Below are 16,680 nucleotides of genomic sequence, written 5' to 3'. Positions count from 1 at the left end.
GTCGGCCACGGCGCCGTGCCGGTGTGGTCCTGCGTGGTCCTGTGTGGCCCCGCTGCCGTCAGAGGCGGCGAGCGGGCGCGTCGAGCACGTGCAGGGCTCCGGCCCGTGCGGTCACCCGCAAGGGCAGCGCGCCCAGGTGCTCGCCGTCGCCGTAGGCGTCGGGCAGGGGATGCTCGAGGCCCGAGGGCGTGGGGCGCTCGCGGCCCGGGCGCCCGGTGGGCACGGCCGGGCCCGGCTCGACGTGGACGCCGCGGGCGCGGACCACGTGGACCCGGGGGTGGTGCAGGTGGGCGCCGACGAACATCGAGGGGAACGCCGCGGCCGCGGCGGGGCGGGACAGGTCGGTGGCGACGACGACGTCCAAGAGGCCGTCGTCGACACGCGCGCCGGGCGCGACCCGGATGCCGCCGCCGATGCGGGGGGCGTTCGCGACGGTGACGAGCGCGGCGCGGCCCGCCCACCGGCCGTCGGCTCCGAGCCACCGGCGCACGTCAGCCGACCGCCCCAACCTCTCGGGCCACTCGGGCCGCTCGGGCGTCGTGGCGTGGTCGGGGTCGTGGACGCCGTCGAACGTCAGCCGGTACGACCACGGGCGGTACCGGGCGATCTCGCGCAGCGCGGCGAGCGCGTACCGGGCCGGCCCGCGCGGCCGCGGCGTCGCGTTCGCGCGGGCGTTGACGGCGGCGTCCAGGCCGGCGGACACCGCCCCGGCGACCCACCGGTCGGGGCCCGCGCCGCGCACGTGCAGGGCGTCGACGACCCGCACCGCGGGGACGTCCGTGTCGAGGGCGGCGCACAGGCGCGCGCAGGCGGCGACCGGGTCGCGCGCGGGCAGGCCGAGGGTGCGGGCGAAGTCGTTGCCGGAGCCCGCCGCCACGATCCCGAGGGGGACGCCGGTGCCGGCGACGGCCTGGACCCCCAGGTGCACCATCCCGTCGCCGCCGACGACCACGAGGGCGTCGACGGTGCCGGTGGCGACGGCCTGCCCGGCGTCGTCGCCGGCCCGCCGCGCGTCGGGAGCGGACAGGTCGTGCACCCGGTGGCCCGCGGACCGCAGGGCGTCGTGGACCAGGCGGCCCGTGCGGACCGCGCGCCCGCCGCCGGCGGTCGGGTTGACGACCAGGCCGAGGCGGCGCGCAGGCCGCCCGGCCGGCCGGCTCACGCCGGGTCCGCCATGCGCCGGCGGTCGACCCGCCGGTCGTGCAGGACGCAGATTCCCAGGGCACCGAAGTACAGCAGGCAGATCGGCAGGGCGACGAGGATCATCGTCAGCGCGTCCGGCGTCGGCGTCATGATCGCGGCGAACAGGAACGCGATCAGCACGGCCCACCGCCACCCCTTGGCGAGCGCCTCGTGGCGCAGCATCCCGACCATGTTCAGGCCCACCAGGACCACCGGCGAGACGAACGCCAGCCCGAAGGCCAGCACCAGACGCATCACGAAGCTCAGGTAGCCCTGGGCGTCCGTGTAGTTCACCGCACCCTCGGGCACGAACCCGGCCAGGATGCTCACCGCGTGCGGCAGCACCCACCAGGCCAGGGCCAGCCCGCCGAGGAACAGCGGCACCGACGCCCCGAGGAAGGCGTACGCGTACCCCTTCTCACGCTTGGTCAGCCCCGGGGTCACGAACGCCCACAGCTGGTACAGCCACCAGGGGCACGACACGATCACGCCGAGGAACAGCGAGACCTTGACCTTCATGTCCAGGGCGGTGGCCATGCCGGTGTAGTTCAGGGCGATCGTCTTGCTCTGCTCGTCGGCTGCCTCGAGGAGCGGAGCCTGCAACGCGTCCAGCAGCGGCTGATACACGAACCACCCGGCGATCGCGCCGACCACCAGCCCGCACGCGGACAGGAACAGGCGCTTGCGCAGCTCGAGCAGGTGCTCGCGCAGGGGCATGCGCCCCTCGGAATCCTTCGTCATACCAGTCCGCCCGCCGGACGGCTGCTTCGCTGTGGTGCCGGACAACGCCTACGCCTTGGGCCCGTCCTTGCCGGGCGTGGTGTACGGCGGTGGGGGCGACGTGTCGGACGTGCTCGCCGTCGAGGACGTCGTCGTCCCGTTCACCGTGGCCGCACCCGAGCCGTCGTCGGTCTTCCCGTCGGCCTTCTCGTCGTCGTCGTCCTTCGTGAGGTCCTTGACCTCGCTCTTGAAGATCTTCAGCGACTGTCCCACGCTGCGCGCCAGGTCGGGGAGCTTGCGCGCCCCGAACAGCAGCAGGATGACGACCACCAGCACGATGATGTGCCAGGGCTTGAGCATGCCCATGAATCGGCTCCTCGTTCTCGTTCGTCCCACGTGCGCGGGCCCTGATGAGGCTTACCCTACGCGGTCCGCGGTGACCGGGGAATGGCCGTGCGGCGACACGGGAATGACGAGGCCGCAGCCGGCCAGGTCACGGCCAGGCCGCCGAGCGCCTCCGCGCGCCGGTCGAACCGTGGCCGGATCATGACCCGCCCTTGTCCCGCCGCCGTCGGTCGAGCCACTGCTGCGACGCCGACGGACCCTGCGCCCAGCGGCGCCACACGGCCTCGCGCCGGGCACGCCGACGGTCGGCGAGTTCACCGCCGCGGCGACGCACCGCGGCGACCCGTTCCCTGAGCACCACGGGGTCGTCGAAGATCGTCGGCGACGTGTCCACGGGGGTCGCGGCGGCCGCCGCCGTCGCCGCCCGGTCGGCCACCGAACCCCACGTCTCCCCCGCGTCCCCGACCGCGCGCAGCACCTTCACGCCGCGGCGCCACAGCGACCACGCCAGGAGCGCGGCGCCCACCAGGGTCCCGAGGACGAGCAGCACCCACACCCACCACCACATGGCCGCCAGCCTAGGCGAGTCCGCCGCCCGACCCGTTCCCAGGGTCGGCGCCAGGGGCAGGCTCGACGGCGGCGTCGTCGAGCGCGTACGCGTCCAGCGCCCGCCGCGCCGCCTCCGCCGCGTCCCGGGCGACCTCCGGCGGCGACACCGCCACCACGTCCGGCCCGTTCGCGAGCAGCAGCCTGCGCAACCAGGCCGGGTTCGTCACCCGCAACCGCACCTCGATCGACCCGTCCGGCAGGTCCCGCACCGACTCCGCGGGCACCTCCTCCGCCACCCAGCGGGCCGCGGACGCCAGCACCAGCGTCGCGGCCGGCGCCGAGCGCGACGCGACCTGGCCCCACACGTCCGCACCGAGGTCGTCCGACGACCCCGGCCCCGGCAGCCCGTGGTCCTCGACCGGCACGTCCAGCGCCCGCGCGGCCAGGATCCGGTCCACACGGAACGTGCGCCGTCCGCCGGCGCGCAGGCACCACCCCACCAGGTACGTCGACCCGTCCTGCGTCACCAGCCGCGCCGGGTCCACGTCTCGCTCGCTCACCACGTCCGCCGCGTTCACGTACCGCAGGTGCAGGCGCCGCCCCCGCGTCAGCGCCCCCGACACCGTCGCCATGACCTGCGGGTCGTCGTCGCCCGCGAGGCGCACGTCCACGGCGCTCGCGGCCTCCCCGGTGGCGGCGGTGAGCTTGTCCAGGGCGGAGGCGACCACGGCCGCGCGCCCCCGGTCCGCCTGCACCGCCGGGGACGCGTGCATGGCCCGCAGCGCCGCGACCAGCGCGACCGCCTCGCGGGTGCCGAGCCGCAGCGGGCGCGTCATGCCCCGCGCCTGGGTGAGGGCGACCACGCCGTCCTCCAGGGAGAAGGCGTCGAAGTCGATGAGGTCGTCCGGCATGTAGCCCGGCGTCCCCGACACCCACAGCGCGTCCACGTCCTCGCGCACCTGGCGCGGGCTCACGCCGAACCGCTGCGCCAGCTCCTCCACCTCGACCGGGCCGGCGTCGTCGAGGTAGGCGACGAGCCCCAGCAGCCGCACCAGCCGGTCGTCCGCCCGTTCAGCCACGGTTCCCCTCCCCGTCCACGGACGCGTCGAGCGCGGCCGCCGCGGACAACCGCCGCACGACGTCGGCGCGCAGGTCCGCCGGCTCCAGCACCACCACCGCGGCCCCGTACGCCGCGACCTCGTCCGCGAACGCCGACAGGCTGCGGAACTCCACCTCGACCACGTCGCGGCCCCGCGCCGCACGCCGGGCACCGCCCGCACCCTCGCCCTGAGCGCCTTCGTCCGCAGCCCCGTCCGGCCGGCGCAGCACCCGCGCCCGCAGCGCCTGCGCCCGCTCCGGCACGACCGCGAGGACCGCCCGCCGCGTCACTCCGACCCGCTCGCCGAGCATCGCATCCACGTCCACCTCGGCCGGCACGTCGAACGCCCCCGAGCGCGCCCCGACGCGCACCCGCCCCGCGATCCGCGACAGGCGGAACACGCGCGCCGCGCCCCGCGCACGGTCGAAGCCCACCAGGTACCAGCCGCTGCCCCGGGCCGCGATCCGCCACGGCTCCACGTGCCGCGTCAGCACCTGCCCCGTGCTCGCGGCCCGGTACCGGAACGACACGTCCCGACGCTCCGAGACCGCCTCCAGCAGCGGCACGTACGCGTCACCCGCCGCACGCACCCGCGGCGCCAGCCCCGCCACCGCGTCCGTCGCCGCCTCGCCCGCCCCGGCCGCCCGCAGCTTCGTCATCGCCCGCGACATGTCCGTGCGCAACGTCTTGTCCGACCACAGCTGCGCGGCCAGCGCCACCACACCCAGCTCCGCCGGCGTCAGGTCCACCGGCCCCAGCGCGTACGCGTCGTTGTCGATCCGGTAGCCGACCTCGTCGCTGTGCCCGCCAGCGTCCACCGTGACGATCGGGATGCCCAGGGCCCGCAACGTGTCCTTGTCTCGCTCGAACATCCGCTCGAACGCCTCCGTGGACGGCGCGTCCCCGTACCCGTTCACGCCCGAACGCACCTGCTGCTTCGTCATCGCGGCGCTCGTGTTCACCAGCGCGATGACGAGGTTCAGCAAGCGCTCGGCAGGAGGCGTCCCACGGGCGGGCGTCCCGTCACCGGAACCCACGGCAGGACCGTCAGATCTCTCAGGCATCGGCCCCACGCTAGTCGCCGGTACCCTCGCGTGCGTGACGACAGGGCCGAACCACCCAGACCGCACGGCGCCCGGCGCCGCCCCGACCGACACCACGCACACCACCGGGCACGTGACCGGACACATCACGTGGCGCACCGGCACCGTCACCGCCCGCGGCCGCACCTGGCGCGGCGCCCGCGAGGTCGAGCTCCACCTGGACACCCCCCTGCCGGGTCCCGACGCCCGCACCGACGTCCGCGGCCTCGCCTACACCACCCTCGTCGGCGACCCCCGCGACGGCGACCGCCTGCTCCTGAACGTCTCCGCCCTCGCCCGCGGCCTCGGCACCGGCGGGTACGCCCTCGTCGTCGGCCCCGCCGCCACCAGCCCCACCCCCCTGCCCCCCGACCCCCGGCCAGGACCCGGCCACCTCGTCAAGGCCCGCTACACCCCCCTGCAGGCCATGGTCCTCGGCGTCGACGAGCAAGAGTCCCCCCACTACGACACCCTCCGCGACGCCGACGACCTCGCTGGCCTGCCCGTCGTCGTCGCCGACCTGCACTCCGCCCTGCCCGCCGTCGTCGCCGGCGCCCGCCACGCCGCCACCATCGCCGGCCGCCCCGCCCCCCGCGTCGCCTACGTCATGACCGACGGCGGCGCCCTGCCCGCCACCTTCTCCCGCACCGTCGCCACCCTCCGCGACACCGGCTGGCTCCACACCTGCATCACCGTCGGGCAGGCCTTCGGCGGCGACCTCGAAGCCGTCACCGTGCACACCGGCCTCCTCGCCGCCCACCACGTCGCCCACGCCGACCTCGTCGTCGTCACCCAAGGCCCCGGCAACCTCGGCACCGGCACCCGCTGGGGCTTCTCCGGCGTCGCCGCCGGCGAAGCCCTCAACGCCGCCGCCACCCTCGGCGGCCGACCCGTCGCCAGCCTCCGCGTCTCCGGCGCCGACGCCCGCGACCGCCACCTCGGCATCTCCCACCACAGCCTCACCGCCTACGGACGCGTCGCCCTCACCCCCGCCGACGTCGTCGTCCCCGCCCCCACCCCCGACGTCGAAGCACTGCCCGGCTGGGGCCCCGACCTCACCACCCGCATCCGCGCCCAGGCACCCGCACTCGCCCGCACCCCCGCCCAGCACAGACTCGTCGACGTCACCGCGGACACCAGCCTCCTCGACGCCCTGCGCCACACCCCCACCCGCCTGTCCACCATGGGCCGCGACCTCGACGCCGACCCCGCCGCCTTCGCCGCCGCCGCCGTCGCCGGGACGCACGCCGCACACACCCTGCACACCGCCCACCCCACCCGATAGCGTTCCGCCATGTCAGCGCGGCAGCCCCCACCCCGCCGCACACCCCCGCGCGCCCCCGCGCTCACCGCGCTCGTCACCCTCGTCGTCCTCGGCGCCGCCACCGCCACCCCCTGGCGCTTCGCCCTGCCCGACGCACCACCACCCACCCCCGCCACCCCCGACGCACCCCGGCCCGCACCGTCCACCGCACCCCTCACCGACGCCGACCCCACCGACACCACCGCCCTCACCGTCCTGGCCGTCGTCCTGTCCGTCCTCGGCGCCGCCCTCCTCCTCGTCCTGCTCACCCTCCTCGCCCGCCGCGTCCTCACCGCGACCTCCGGACCCGAGCCCGACGACGACCCCGACGCCCCCCGCACCGCAGACACCCTCGCCGGCACCCCCACCCCCACCATCCCCACCACCGAGCTCGCCGACGCCGTCCAGCTCGCCCTCGCCCACGTCGACGCCGCCACGACCCCGCACGACGCCGTCGTCGCCGCCTGGGTCGCCCTCGAGGACGCCGCCGCCACCCACGGCACCACCCGCGACCCCGCCGACACCCCCACCGAGTTCACCACCCACCTCCTCGCCGGCACCCCCGCCCCCCGCACCCACGTGGCCACCCTGCGCACCCTCTACGCCGAGGCCCGCTTCACCGACCACCCCGTCCCACCCACCCACGTCGACCGCGCCCGCGACGCCCTGCGCCACATCGCACGCGCCCTCGACGACGCACCCACCGACGCCCGGGACACCCCATGACCCGCACCCCACGACGCCGCGCCGCCCTCACCGTCGGCCTCCCGGCGCTCGCGGCCGGGGGCCTGCTGGCCGGGTTCGGCGTGCTCGACCCCGTCCACGCCGCGGTGCTGCCCGTCACCGTGGCGGCCGTGGCGTTCGTGTGGCGCGCCGTCGACGCCGGGCGGGTGGCGCAGTGGCCGCAGGTGCCCGAGCACCGCCGGGAGGGCGCACGCAAGGACGTGAGCGACCTCGGCTGGGCGACGTTCACCAGCAGCGGCGCGGTCGGGGACAGGATGCGCCGACGCGTGCTCGCCCTCGCGTCCGCGCGGCTCCGCGACCGCGGGATCGACCTCGCCGCCGGGCCGGGCTCGCGCGACCGGGCCGCGGCCGACCGCCTGCTCGGGGCGGACGTGGTCGACGGACTCACCGGTCCGCGTGCGGCGAGCCGGGCCGAGGTCCACCGCTGGCTCGACGCCCTGGACGCCCTCGACGAGCCGCCCGACGCGAGACCCCGGGCGAGAGACCGACGACCTGAGCACCCCTCCCACGGAAGGTCACCCGCATGACACCCGACAGCACGTCCCCCGCTCCCACCGGCCCCGCCGCGGAGGGCCTCCCGGTGGCCCGCGTCGCGGAGCTCGGGCGACGCGTCCTCGACGAGGTCGCCACCGCCGTGGTCGGCATGCGTGACCCTCTGGAGCTCGCGCTCGCCACCGTGCTCGCGGGCGGCCACGTGCTGTTCGAGGACGTCCCCGGGCTGGGCAAGACGCTCGCCGCCCGCTCCCTCGCCGGCGCGCTCGGCCTCGACTTCGCCCGCCTGCAGTGCACCCCGGACCTGCTGCCGAGCGACATCACCGGGTCGGCCGTGTTCGACCCGGCCGGCCGGGAGTTCGTCTTCCGGCCCGGCCCGGTGTTCACCGGCCTCTTCCTCGCGGACGAGATCAACCGCACGCCGCCCAAGACGCAGTCCGCGCTGCTCGAGGCGATGGCGGAGGGGCAGGTCTCGGTCGACGGCGTCAGCCGCCCGCTGCCCGCGCCGTTCCACGTCATGGCCACCTCGAACCCGGTCGAGTACGAGGGCACCTACCCGCTGCCGGAGGCGCAGCTCGACCGGTTCATGGTGCGCCTGTCCGTCGGGTACCCCACACGCGAGCACGAGCGCTCCGTGCTGCTGCGCCGTGTCGCCCGGCGCCGGGACGCCGCACCCGTGACCCCGGTCGTGGACCCGGCGACGGTCCTGGCGATGCAGGCGGGAGTCGAGGCGACCACGGTCGACCCCGACGTGGCGGGCTACTGCGTCGACCTCGCGGCGGCGACCCGCTCCCACGACGCGCTCGAGGTGGGAGCGAGCCCCCGCGGGTCGCAGAACCTGCTCCTGCTGTCGCGGGCCGTCGCCGTCCTCGCCGGGCGCGACTTCGTGCTGCCGGAGGACGTCAAGCGCGTCGCCGTGCCCGTGCTCGCCCACCGGCTCACCCTCACCCCGACCGCGTGGGCCTCCGGCGTGAGCGCGCAGGACGTGGTGCGCGAGCTGCTCACCCGCGTGCCCGGCCCCGCGACCGTGGCCGGCGGGGCCGGATGACCGCGACACCGCCACCACCCGGGTGGCGTCGCACGCCGCAGGCACCCTCCGGCATCGTCGCCGGAGTGCTGGTGCTCGCCCTGGGCCTCCTCGCCGGCCGCGCGGACGTCGCGCTGCTCGGCGTCCCGCTGCTCCTGGGCGTCGTGTGGTCGGCCCGCCCGGGACGTCGCGGCGCCGCACCGGCGCAGCCCGGGTCGCCCGCCCGGTTCTCCGACCTCGCCGACCCGGGCGAGCAGGCGCCGGAGAACATCCGGGCGCGGCTCCATCTCGACCCGCCTCCGGCCGCCGAGGTGGTGCAGGCCCGCGTCTCCGCCCCCGGGCACCGGACCACGACCGTCGTGGTCGAGGGCGCCCCGCGCGAGCTCGACCTCGGCCTGCGCACGGTGCGCACCGGGCCCCAGCCCACCTTCCGGGTGGACGTGCGAGCCTTCGGCGCCGGCGGGGCCACGGCCTGCGAGCCGGTGAGCGTCGACGCGGGCGAGCGCGTCGTGCTCCCCACCGTCATGCGCCTGGGACGCGTCCCGCTACCCCGGCGGCTGCGCGGGCTCACCGGCCCGCACACGGCGCGCCGCCTCGGCGACGGCGACGAGCTGCGGGACGTCCACCCGTTCACCCCCGGCGACCGCCTGCACCGGGTGGACTGGCGGACCACCGCGCGCCGCTCGCCCGACCTCGAGACCCTCTACGTGCGCCGCACGTACGCCACCGCCGAGGCCACCGCCGTGCTCGTGCTGGACTCCCGCGACGACGTCGGCCCCGACCTGCGCACGTGGCGCGGCACCGGGCCGCAGCGCGTCGACGAGGCGACCTCGCTGGACCTCGCGCGGCACGCGGCCGCGTCGGTGGCGTCCGCCCTCGTCACCGCAGGCGACCGGGTCGGGCTCGACGACCTCGGCCGCCGTCGTCGGCCGTTGCCGCCCGCCGCGGGGCAGCGTCACCTGCGAAGGGTGCTCCACGGGCTCGCGCTGAGCCACGCGGTCGGCACGCCGGCGCACCGGCTGCGCGCGCCGCGGCTGCCCGCGGACGCCATCGTGTACCTGTTCTCCACCGTGCTCGACGACGAGCCCGTGCACCTCGTGCGTGCGTGGCGGGCGCACGGACACCCGGTGGTGCTCGTCGACACCCTGCCCGACGTCCGGCCCACCCACGAGGAGCACATGCGCATGGCGTGGCGCGTCACCCGCATGGAGCGCGAGGACCGACTGCGCCGGACGGTCGCCGAGGGTGTCCCGGTGGTCCGCTGGGCGGGATCCGCTCGGGACCGGGCGCCGGTCGTCCTGGAGACCCTCGTGCGCGCCTCCCGCCGGCACGGGGCCGGCGCCCGATGAGCGGCGTCGCCCGGGCCGTCGTCCCACCCCGCGTGCGCGCCCTCGCGCGCCGGTGGTGGCGCCGCGACCGGCCGCTCCCCCGGGTGCGGGTCGGCGTCGGCGCGCGCGTCCCCGGCTGGACGCTCCGTGCGGCCGCGACCGTCGCCACGCCCCTGCTCGTGGTGCTCGCGGGCGCCCGCACCCCCGTGGACACCGGCATCCTCGTGACGGTCGCTCTCGCCCTCGCGGCGTGGACGGCTCTCCGGCCCGGCCCGGGACCCACGCACGTGGCGGTGGTGGTCGCGGCCGTCGTCCTCGTCCTCTCGCCGGGCGCGCCGTTCGACCCCGCCGCGCTCTGGCTCGCCCCGCTCGGGTACGCGACGGTGCGCCTCGGCTGGTGGGCGCAGCAGGTCGGCCCGGGCGACCTCGTCGGGGTCACGGCACTGCGCCGCACGGCACGCCGGGACCTCGCCGTGGCCCTCGCCACCCTCGCCGTCGGGGCGCTCTCCTGGGCGGTCGCGGGCCACCCGGTCGACGGGCTCGTCGCCCTCGCGGCGGTGGCCCTGGTTGCGGTCGCGTGGCTCGTGGTGGGCGGGCACGATGGCGAGTGACCAGACCCCGCACGAGGGACGGAGCACCCGATGGCCGACCAGACGAACACCGCCCGCTACACCGTGCCGTCGCTGTCCCGCGAGGACGGCGACACGGTCGCCCGGATCCTGCAGGAACGCCTCAACTCCCTGACGGACCTGCACCTCACGCTCAAGCACGTGCACTGGAACGTCGTGGGGCCGCACTTCATCGCCGTGCACGAGATGCTCGACCCGCAGGTCGACGCCGTGCGAGGAATGACCGACGCCGTCGCCGAGCGCATCGCGACCCTCGGCGTCTCGCCCGTCGGCACGCCGGGCGCCCTCGTCGCGGCACGGACCTGGGAGGACTACCACCTGCGGCGCGCCACGGCGATCGAGCACCTCGGTGCGCTCGACGAGGTCTACCAGGGCGTGATCTCCGCGCACCGCAAGGCGGCGGCGGACACCGCCGAGCTCGACGACGTCACCAACGACCTCCTCATCGGGCACCTGCACGACCTGGAGCTCTTCCACTGGTTCGTGCGCGCGCACCTGGAGAGCGCGGGCGGCGAGATCTCGACCTCCGGCGCGACGTCGGAGCTCGACGCCGCGCGCCGGGCCCGGGAGTCGGCCGGCTGAGCGCGTCCGGCATGATGGCGGCGTGATCCGAACCTCTCGCCCCACCGACCGCGCCGCCGTCGCCGAGGTCTGCACCCGCACCGCCGCCGGCGGCGCGGACGCGCGTGGCCTCTACTCGGACGACCTGCTCATGCCCGAGGTCTTCGCGCTGCCGTACCTCGAGTACGCCCCGGACCTGGCGTTCGTGGTCGTCGACCCGGACGCTCCCCCCGCCCGGGACCAGGATGCCGACGCCGTGCTGCACGTCCCCGACGGCAAGCTGCTCGGCTACGTGATCGGCGTCGCCGACACCCGCGACTTCGTGGCGTGGTGGCAGCGCGCGTGGGGCCCGGGGTTCGTGGCGCGGCACCCCGAGCCGGGGCCGCCCACGGGCCACGAGCCCCGCTTCACCGAGCCCGCCCTCCTCGCCGCCGGCGCCGACCCGACGCGCATGGTGCGCGGCCTCACCGACGACGAGCTCGACCGCTACCCGGCGCACCTGCACATCGACCTGCTCCCCGAGGCCCAGGGACGGGGCCTCGGCCGCACCCTCATGGACACGCTCCGCGCCGCGCTCGCCGAGCGGGGCGTCCCCGGCGTGCACCTCGGCATGGACCCGGGGAACACCGGGGCCCGCGCGTTCTACGACCGGTACGGCTTCAGCGAGCTGCCCTCGCACTCCCCCACGGCCCCGCTCCTCGGCATCCCGACGGACTGAGGGCCGGCCGGCGGCGGTTCCCGGCACCAGGGGTGCCCACCGGCGTGGTGGGCACCCCTGGCTCGTCCTTGCTCCCGGGCCGGTGCAACTGGCCTGGTGGGTTTCATGATGCTTGGCACACTATTTTCCTGAGAGAAGAGCCGAGGAGGCTGTCGACGCACGCCCCCTGGGGCCCTCAGCCCTCGCCCTGGACGACCTCGCGCCCCGGGTCCGTCACTCCTGCCTCCACCCAGGCCCGCCGCACCTGCTCGAAGCGTGTGGGCAGCGGCGCCCGCACCGCCCCGAACCGGGCGTTCGTCCGGTGCACGAAGCGGCGCCACGACAGGACCAGCCCCTGCCGCGTGATCGGCAGGCCGCTCGAGACCGTGGTGCCGTTGTCGTGCGTGTGGTGCACCGTGAGCAGCAGGGCGCGCGGCACCGACCCCTCGAGCTCGGCCGCCAGCTCGGTGCGCACCACCATCCAGTGCCGCAGCAGGAGCACCACCTCCCCCGGCACCCGGTGCACGCGCACCGTGCGGTGCTTGCCGTGCCGCACGACCACGCTCCCCTCCCCCGGGTCCCGCCTGCCGCCCACGCGCCCCCGGCGCGCGAAGGCCGCCGGGTCGGGGCCGAGGTCCAGGTCCTCGGCCCGCACGCGCAGCAGGTCCCCGTACCGGGCGCCCGTGGCGCGCGTCAGGCCGGCGATCACCGCCAGCCGCACCGTCTCCGGCTTCGCCCCCGGCCGCATCGCCTCCACCGACAGCTCGCGCCACACCCACTCGGCCTCGTCGAACGACACCGGAGGCCGCGGGTAGCGTCCGGCGGCCGTGGCGTCGGCGGGTGTCTCGGCCGGCTGCTCGTGCGCGCTGGTCATGGCACGATCTTCCCGCGCTTGGCACACTTTTTCCAGACCGGCCTCCGGCGTGTCGTACCCTCGCCGGATGAGCCGACCGCCCGCCGCCCCGCCGACCGGTGGCACGTCGGGCGCCGGCCCGGCGGCCCCTGGGCCCCTGCACGGCACGCTCGCGGGGCCCGTGGACCACGAGCTCGTCATCAAGAAGTCCCGCTTCCTCGCCCACCTGGCCCGCGCCACGACCGTCGCGGAGGCCGACGCCGTGGTCGCCCGCGTGCGCAAGGAGCTCTGGGACGCCCGCCACCACTGCGTCGCGCTCGTCGTCGGGACCGACGCCGACACCCAGCGATCCACGGACGACGGTGAGCCGTCGGGCACCGCGGGCGTCCCCATGCTCGAGGTGCTGCGCCGGCGGCGCGTGACGGACGTCGTCGCCGTCGTCAGCCGATACTTCGGCGGGGTCAAGCTCGGCGCGGGCGGCCTGGTACGGGCCTACTCCGGTGCCGTCGCGGCCGCGCTCGACGCCGCGGCCGAGAGCAGGAGCCTCCTGCGCCGCGCCCTGCTCACCGAGGTCGGCGTGGGCGTCCCCCACGCCGACGCCGGGCGCATCGAGCACCTGCTGCGCGACTGGGCCGTCACGCACGGCGCCGTCCTGGATGACGTGGCCTACGCCCAGAACGCTCGCTTCACCCTGCTTGTCCCGCCCGACGCCGTCCCGCGGCTGGGAGACGACCTCGCGGCGGCCTCTGCCGGCGGCCTGCGCCCGGAGACCCTCGGCAGCCGCGTCGTCGACCTCCCCGCCTGACCGCCCCCGCCCGTTGTGGGTACGAAGGTGGTGTGGGTTCGCGCGCGAACCCACACCACCTTCGTACCCACAACAGAGGACGTCAGGGCGTGACGCCGTCCGGGCCGACGACCGCCCCGTCGGGCACGGTGGCCGGCCGTCCCGCGTCGGGCAGTGCGGCGTCGCCCGTCACCCGCACGCCGGCGCCGAAGGTCCAGTCGCCGTCGACGGTGAGCGACGACGCGTCCCGCAGCGACGGGGCGCCCGCGGCGAACCGCTCGTCGAAGTCGCCGATCGCCTTGTACGCCTTCGACAGGGAGACCAGCGGGGCGTCTGCCGCCGCCTCGAGCCGGTAGTCGTCGGTGAGCCGGTACACGTCCGAGCGCAGGACGAGCAGGTCGCTGGTCTTCTTCACCGGCAGGAAGCGCTCGCGACCGACCTCGATCGCCGTCGCCCCCGGGAAGACAGCGACGGCCGCGCCCATCGCGGACTCGATCTGGATCACCGGGGTGGAGGACGGGTCGGTGGGGTCCACCGTCTTCTCGTTGCGGATGAGCGGAAGCTCCAGCACACCGCCCGTGCGGTCGAGCTCGGCGGCCAGGGCCTCGAGGTCGAACCAGAGGTTGTTCGTGTGGAAGTAGGGGTGGCGCGACGCGTCCAGCGCGGCGTCCATGTCGTCCGGGTGGGTCTGCGCGGTCTCGCGCTGCATGATCCGCCCGTCGGACCGGCGCACCACGAGCTGCCCACCCTTGACGTCCGCCGGCGTCTTGCGGCACATCTCGGCCGCGTACGGGGCGCCGGAGGACGCGAACCAGGCCGCGATCTCCGCGTCGGGCACCGCCCCGAGGTTGTCGGAGTTGGAGACGCTCGCGTAGCGGAAGCCCGCGTCGAGGAGCGCGCGGACCACCCCGGAGGCGTGCAGCGCCGGGTAGAGGTCCCCGTGCCCGGGCGGGCACCACTCGAGCGACGGGTCGGCGGGCCACTCGACGGGCTCCAGCGTGTCGGCGGCGAGCTTCGGCTCGCGGTTCTGCAGGAAGTCCAGCGGCAGGCCGTCGACAGCCAGGTCGTCGTAGCGGCCCAGCGCCGCCAGGGTGTCGTCCTGGGTGCGGAAGGAGCTCATCAGCACCAGCGGCAGCCGGGCTCCGGTGGCGGCGCGCGCGGCGCGCACCTGCCGCACGATGACGTCGAGGAAGCTCAGGTCCTCCCCCGCCGCGGTGCGCCGCACCGTGAGCAGGGACTTCGCCCGGTCCATGCCCATCGACGTGCCCAGGCCGCCGTTCAGCTTGATGACGGCCGTGCGGGACAGGGCCGCCGCGGCATCGTCGTCGGAGACGTCCAGGTCGGCGTGCCGCGGGAGGCCCGTCAGCGGCTCGACGTCGGCCTCCCGTACCAGCCCCGTCTCCCCGGAGGCCAGCAGCCCGTAGAAGCGGGTGAACGTCTCGATCGCCGCGGGAGCGACCCCCGCCGCGGTCATCTTGTCGTGTGCCTGCGCCAGTCCGGTCTCGCTCATGGCCAGCACCCTAGCGGCGCGCGGGCACCGGCGGCGTCGTCGTCTCGCGCCCGCCACGGGCCCTGCGCGGTGGTGGCCTCAGGCCGGCGGACCGGTCACTCGAAGCGCGACGTGTCCCCCGCGCCGGCCCGCACCACCTCGGGGTACCCGGCGGAGAAGTCGACGACCGTGGTCGGCTCGGCGACGACGTCCCCGGAGTCGACGACGACGTCGACGACGCGGTCCAGCTCGTCCTTGACCATCCAGCCCTCCGTCATGGGCTGGGACTCCCCCGGCAGGATCAGCGTCGAGGACAGCAGCGGCTCGCCGAGCTCGCGCAGGAGCGCCTGCACCAGGCGCGAGTCCGGGATGCGCACCCCGACGGTCTTCTTCTTGGGGTGGGCCAGCCGGCGCGGGACCTCGCCGGTCGCGGGGAGGATGAACGTGTACGGGCCCGGGGTGGCGGCCTTGATCGCGCGGAACGCGCTGTTGTCGAGGTGCACCAGCTGGCCGAGCTGCGCGAAGCTCGAGCACACCAGCGTGAAGTGGTGGCCGGAGTCGAGCTGCCGGATCTGCCGGATCCGCTCCGTGCCGTCGTGCTGCCCCACGCGGCAGCCCAGCGCGTACCCGGAGTCCGTGGGGTAGGCGATGAGCCCGCCGTCGGTGAGCGCGGTGGCGACCTGCGCCACGAGCCGCGGCTGCGGGTCGACCGGGTGGATGTCGAGGTAGCGCGCCATTGAAGCAGCCTAGTCCCGCCCCGGCCGGGCGGCGGGTCACCCGGCGAGGGCGCGCCGCAGCTCCGCCTCGCTGGCGTTGCCGCCGGAGCACATCACGCCGACGCGCCGCCCGGCGAAGCGGGCGGGGTGGCTCAGGACGGCGGCCAGGGCGGCGGCTCCCGCACCCTCCGCGACGGTGCGCGCCCCAGTGAGGTAGGCGGCCTGGGCGGCGGTGATCGCGTCGTCGGTGACCAGGAGGAAGTCGGCGAGCCGGTCGCGCAGCACCGCCTGGGTGAGGGCGAAGCCGCAGCCGACCGCCAGTCCCTCGGCGCGCGTGGTGTTGGCGGCGCTGCGCAGCTCCCCGGCCCGCCACGAGTCGTGCGCGGCCGGGGAGGCGGCGGACTGGACGGCGACGACCTCGAGCCCGGGCGCGAGGGCCTCGGCGACCAGGCAGGCGGCGGCCGCCCCGGAGCCCCCGCCGACCGGCACGACGAGCACGTCGAGGTCCGGCGCCTGCGCGAGGAGCTCGAGCACGGCGGTCGCGACGCCCGCGACGAGCACGGGCTCGTTCGCCGCGCCGACCAGCCGCGCGCCACCGGCGCCGGCGGCCTCCGCCGCCCGGTCCCGCGCGTCGTCGAAGGTGCTGCCGTGCAGCACGACGTCGGCGCCGAGGCGCCGCACGGCGCGCTCCTTGACGGGGTTGGGGTCCGTGGGCATGACGATGGTGCACGGCGTCGCGGTGCGGGCCGCCGCGTACGCGAGGGCCTGGGCGTGGTTGCCCGTCGAGTAGGCGACGATCCCCCGGGCCCGCTCCACGTCGTCGAGCCCGAGCAGCAGGTTGAGCGCCCCGCGCACCTTGAACGCCCCCGTGTGCTGGAGGTTCTCGTGCTTGACGACGAGCCGGGCGTCCCGCGCTCCGGCGTCCGCGACGGCGCCGTCCAGCTCGGGGTGCGCGACGGCGGGGGTCCGGACGACGCGGCCCTCCAGGCGGCGCGCCGCGGCGAGGACGTCGCGCACGGTCGGCGGGGCGATCACGGGGGCCTCGGGCATCGTCGTCGTCATGCCTCCAGGATCGGGGCG

19 protein-coding genes are annotated in these 16,680 nt (G+C 76.3%); 9 read left to right on the top strand and 10 right to left on the bottom strand.

What is annotated here, in order from left to right; all coding sequences use genetic code 11:
- Window positions 1–58: 58 nt before the first annotated feature.
- From EYB28_RS10780 to EYB28_RS10755, 6 genes are all read right to left on the bottom strand, one after another.
- A complete protein-coding gene (locus EYB28_RS10780; RefSeq protein WP_166847626.1) occupies window positions 59–1,162 on the bottom strand; it encodes a diacylglycerol kinase family protein in 1,104 nt (367 codons plus the stop codon).
- Window positions 1,159–1,899: a twin-arginine translocase subunit TatC gene (gene tatC, locus EYB28_RS10775; protein ID WP_166852176.1), complete on the bottom strand. Its 741-nt coding sequence runs from the start codon at window positions 1,897–1,899 to the stop codon at window positions 1,159–1,161. The genes EYB28_RS10780 and tatC overlap by 4 nt, the downstream gene beginning before the upstream one ends.
- A gap of 72 nt (window positions 1,900–1,971) precedes the next feature.
- Window positions 1,972–2,268 carry a Sec-independent protein translocase subunit TatA gene (gene tatA / locus EYB28_RS10770; RefSeq protein WP_166847622.1) on the bottom strand — a complete coding sequence of 99 codons (297 nt, stop codon included), beginning with the start codon at window positions 2,266–2,268 and terminating at the stop codon, window positions 1,972–1,974.
- Window positions 2,269–2,446: 178 nt separating this feature from the next.
- Window positions 2,447–2,815, bottom strand: coding sequence for a hypothetical protein (locus EYB28_RS10765; protein WP_166847619.1), 369 nt, complete (start codon window positions 2,813–2,815; stop codon window positions 2,447–2,449).
- Window positions 2,816–2,825: 10 nt separating this feature from the next.
- Window positions 2,826–3,875: a YafY family protein gene (locus EYB28_RS10760; protein WP_166847616.1), complete on the bottom strand. Its 1,050-nt coding sequence runs from the start codon at window positions 3,873–3,875 to the stop codon at window positions 2,826–2,828.
- Window positions 3,868–4,959 carry a YafY family protein gene (locus EYB28_RS10755; protein WP_166847613.1) on the bottom strand — a complete coding sequence of 364 codons (1,092 nt, stop codon included), beginning with the start codon at window positions 4,957–4,959 and terminating at the stop codon, window positions 3,868–3,870. Before EYB28_RS10755 ends, EYB28_RS10760 begins: the two co-directional genes overlap by 8 nt.
- Window positions 4,960–5,083: 124 nt before the next feature.
- Here EYB28_RS10755 and EYB28_RS10750 point away from each other — a divergent pair, with 124 nt between their 5' ends.
- The 8 genes from EYB28_RS10750 to EYB28_RS10715 are packed head-to-tail and all read left to right on the top strand — an operon-like array spanning window position 5,084 to window position 11,779.
- On the top strand, window positions 5,084–6,262 hold the full coding sequence (locus tag EYB28_RS10750) for a DUF3866 family protein (RefSeq protein WP_240930727.1): 1,179 nt from the start codon (window positions 5,084–5,086) through the stop codon (window positions 6,260–6,262).
- Between the two features lie 9 nt (window positions 6,263–6,271).
- Window positions 6,272–7,006 (top strand): DUF4129 domain-containing protein, encoded by a 735-nt coding sequence (locus EYB28_RS20490; protein WP_166847607.1) that lies wholly within the window; start codon window positions 6,272–6,274, stop codon window positions 7,004–7,006.
- Window positions 7,003–7,551 (top strand): hypothetical protein, encoded by a 549-nt coding sequence (locus EYB28_RS10740; RefSeq protein WP_166847604.1) that lies wholly within the window; start codon window positions 7,003–7,005, stop codon window positions 7,549–7,551. The genes EYB28_RS20490 and EYB28_RS10740 overlap by 4 nt, the downstream gene beginning before the upstream one ends.
- Window positions 7,548–8,564, top strand: coding sequence for a MoxR family ATPase (locus tag EYB28_RS10735; protein WP_166847602.1), 1,017 nt, complete (start codon window positions 7,548–7,550; stop codon window positions 8,562–8,564). Before EYB28_RS10740 ends, EYB28_RS10735 begins: the two co-directional genes overlap by 4 nt.
- Window positions 8,561–9,892 (top strand): DUF58 domain-containing protein, encoded by a 1,332-nt coding sequence (locus EYB28_RS10730; RefSeq protein WP_166847599.1) that lies wholly within the window; start codon window positions 8,561–8,563, stop codon window positions 9,890–9,892. Before EYB28_RS10735 ends, EYB28_RS10730 begins: the two co-directional genes overlap by 4 nt.
- Window positions 9,889–10,482 carry a hypothetical protein gene (locus tag EYB28_RS10725; RefSeq protein ID WP_166847596.1) on the top strand — a complete coding sequence of 198 codons (594 nt, stop codon included), beginning with the start codon at window positions 9,889–9,891 and terminating at the stop codon, window positions 10,480–10,482. Before EYB28_RS10730 ends, EYB28_RS10725 begins: the two co-directional genes overlap by 4 nt.
- Before the next feature lie 30 nt (window positions 10,483–10,512).
- On the top strand, window positions 10,513–11,082 hold the full coding sequence (locus EYB28_RS10720; protein ID WP_166847595.1) for a Dps family protein: 570 nt from the start codon (window positions 10,513–10,515) through the stop codon (window positions 11,080–11,082).
- Between the two features lie 22 nt (window positions 11,083–11,104).
- Window positions 11,105–11,779: a GNAT family N-acetyltransferase gene (locus EYB28_RS10715; protein ID WP_166847592.1), complete on the top strand. Its 675-nt coding sequence runs from the start codon at window positions 11,105–11,107 to the stop codon at window positions 11,777–11,779.
- 175 nt (window positions 11,780–11,954) lie between these two features.
- On the opposite strand, the gene EYB28_RS10710 is transcribed toward EYB28_RS10715, so the two are convergent.
- Window positions 11,955–12,632 carry a hypothetical protein gene (locus tag EYB28_RS10710; protein ID WP_166847589.1) on the bottom strand — a complete coding sequence of 226 codons (678 nt, stop codon included), beginning with the start codon at window positions 12,630–12,632 and terminating at the stop codon, window positions 11,955–11,957.
- Between the two features lie 67 nt (window positions 12,633–12,699).
- On the opposite strand from EYB28_RS10710, the gene EYB28_RS10705 reads away from it, so the two are divergent.
- Window positions 12,700–13,416 carry a YigZ family protein gene (locus EYB28_RS10705; RefSeq protein ID WP_166847586.1) on the top strand — a complete coding sequence of 239 codons (717 nt, stop codon included), beginning with the start codon at window positions 12,700–12,702 and terminating at the stop codon, window positions 13,414–13,416.
- A gap of 82 nt (window positions 13,417–13,498) precedes the next feature.
- On the opposite strand, the gene EYB28_RS10700 is transcribed toward EYB28_RS10705, so the two are convergent.
- The 3 genes from EYB28_RS10700 to EYB28_RS10690 form a co-directional block, all read right to left on the bottom strand.
- Window positions 13,499–14,905: a UTP--glucose-1-phosphate uridylyltransferase gene (locus tag EYB28_RS10700; RefSeq protein WP_166847583.1), complete on the bottom strand. Its 1,407-nt coding sequence runs from the start codon at window positions 14,903–14,905 to the stop codon at window positions 13,499–13,501.
- Window positions 14,906–15,000: 95 nt separating this feature from the next.
- The gene (locus EYB28_RS10695) at window positions 15,001–15,621 is read right to left on the bottom strand and encodes an L-threonylcarbamoyladenylate synthase (protein ID WP_166847580.1); all 621 of its coding nucleotides are present in this window, start codon (window positions 15,619–15,621) and stop codon (window positions 15,001–15,003) included.
- 36 nt (window positions 15,622–15,657) lie between these two features.
- Entirely contained in the window at window positions 15,658–16,662 is a 1,005-nt protein-coding gene (locus tag EYB28_RS10690) for a threonine/serine dehydratase (RefSeq protein WP_166847577.1), read from the bottom strand.
- Window positions 16,663–16,680 lie beyond the last annotated feature (18 nt).

The sequence above is a fragment of the Isoptericola sp. BMS4 genome (assembly GCF_011634835.1).
In the GTDB taxonomy this organism is placed as follows: Bacteria; Actinomycetota; Actinomycetes; order Actinomycetales; family Cellulomonadaceae; genus Isoptericola.
This window is presented reverse-complemented; position numbering and strand designations above follow the sequence as displayed.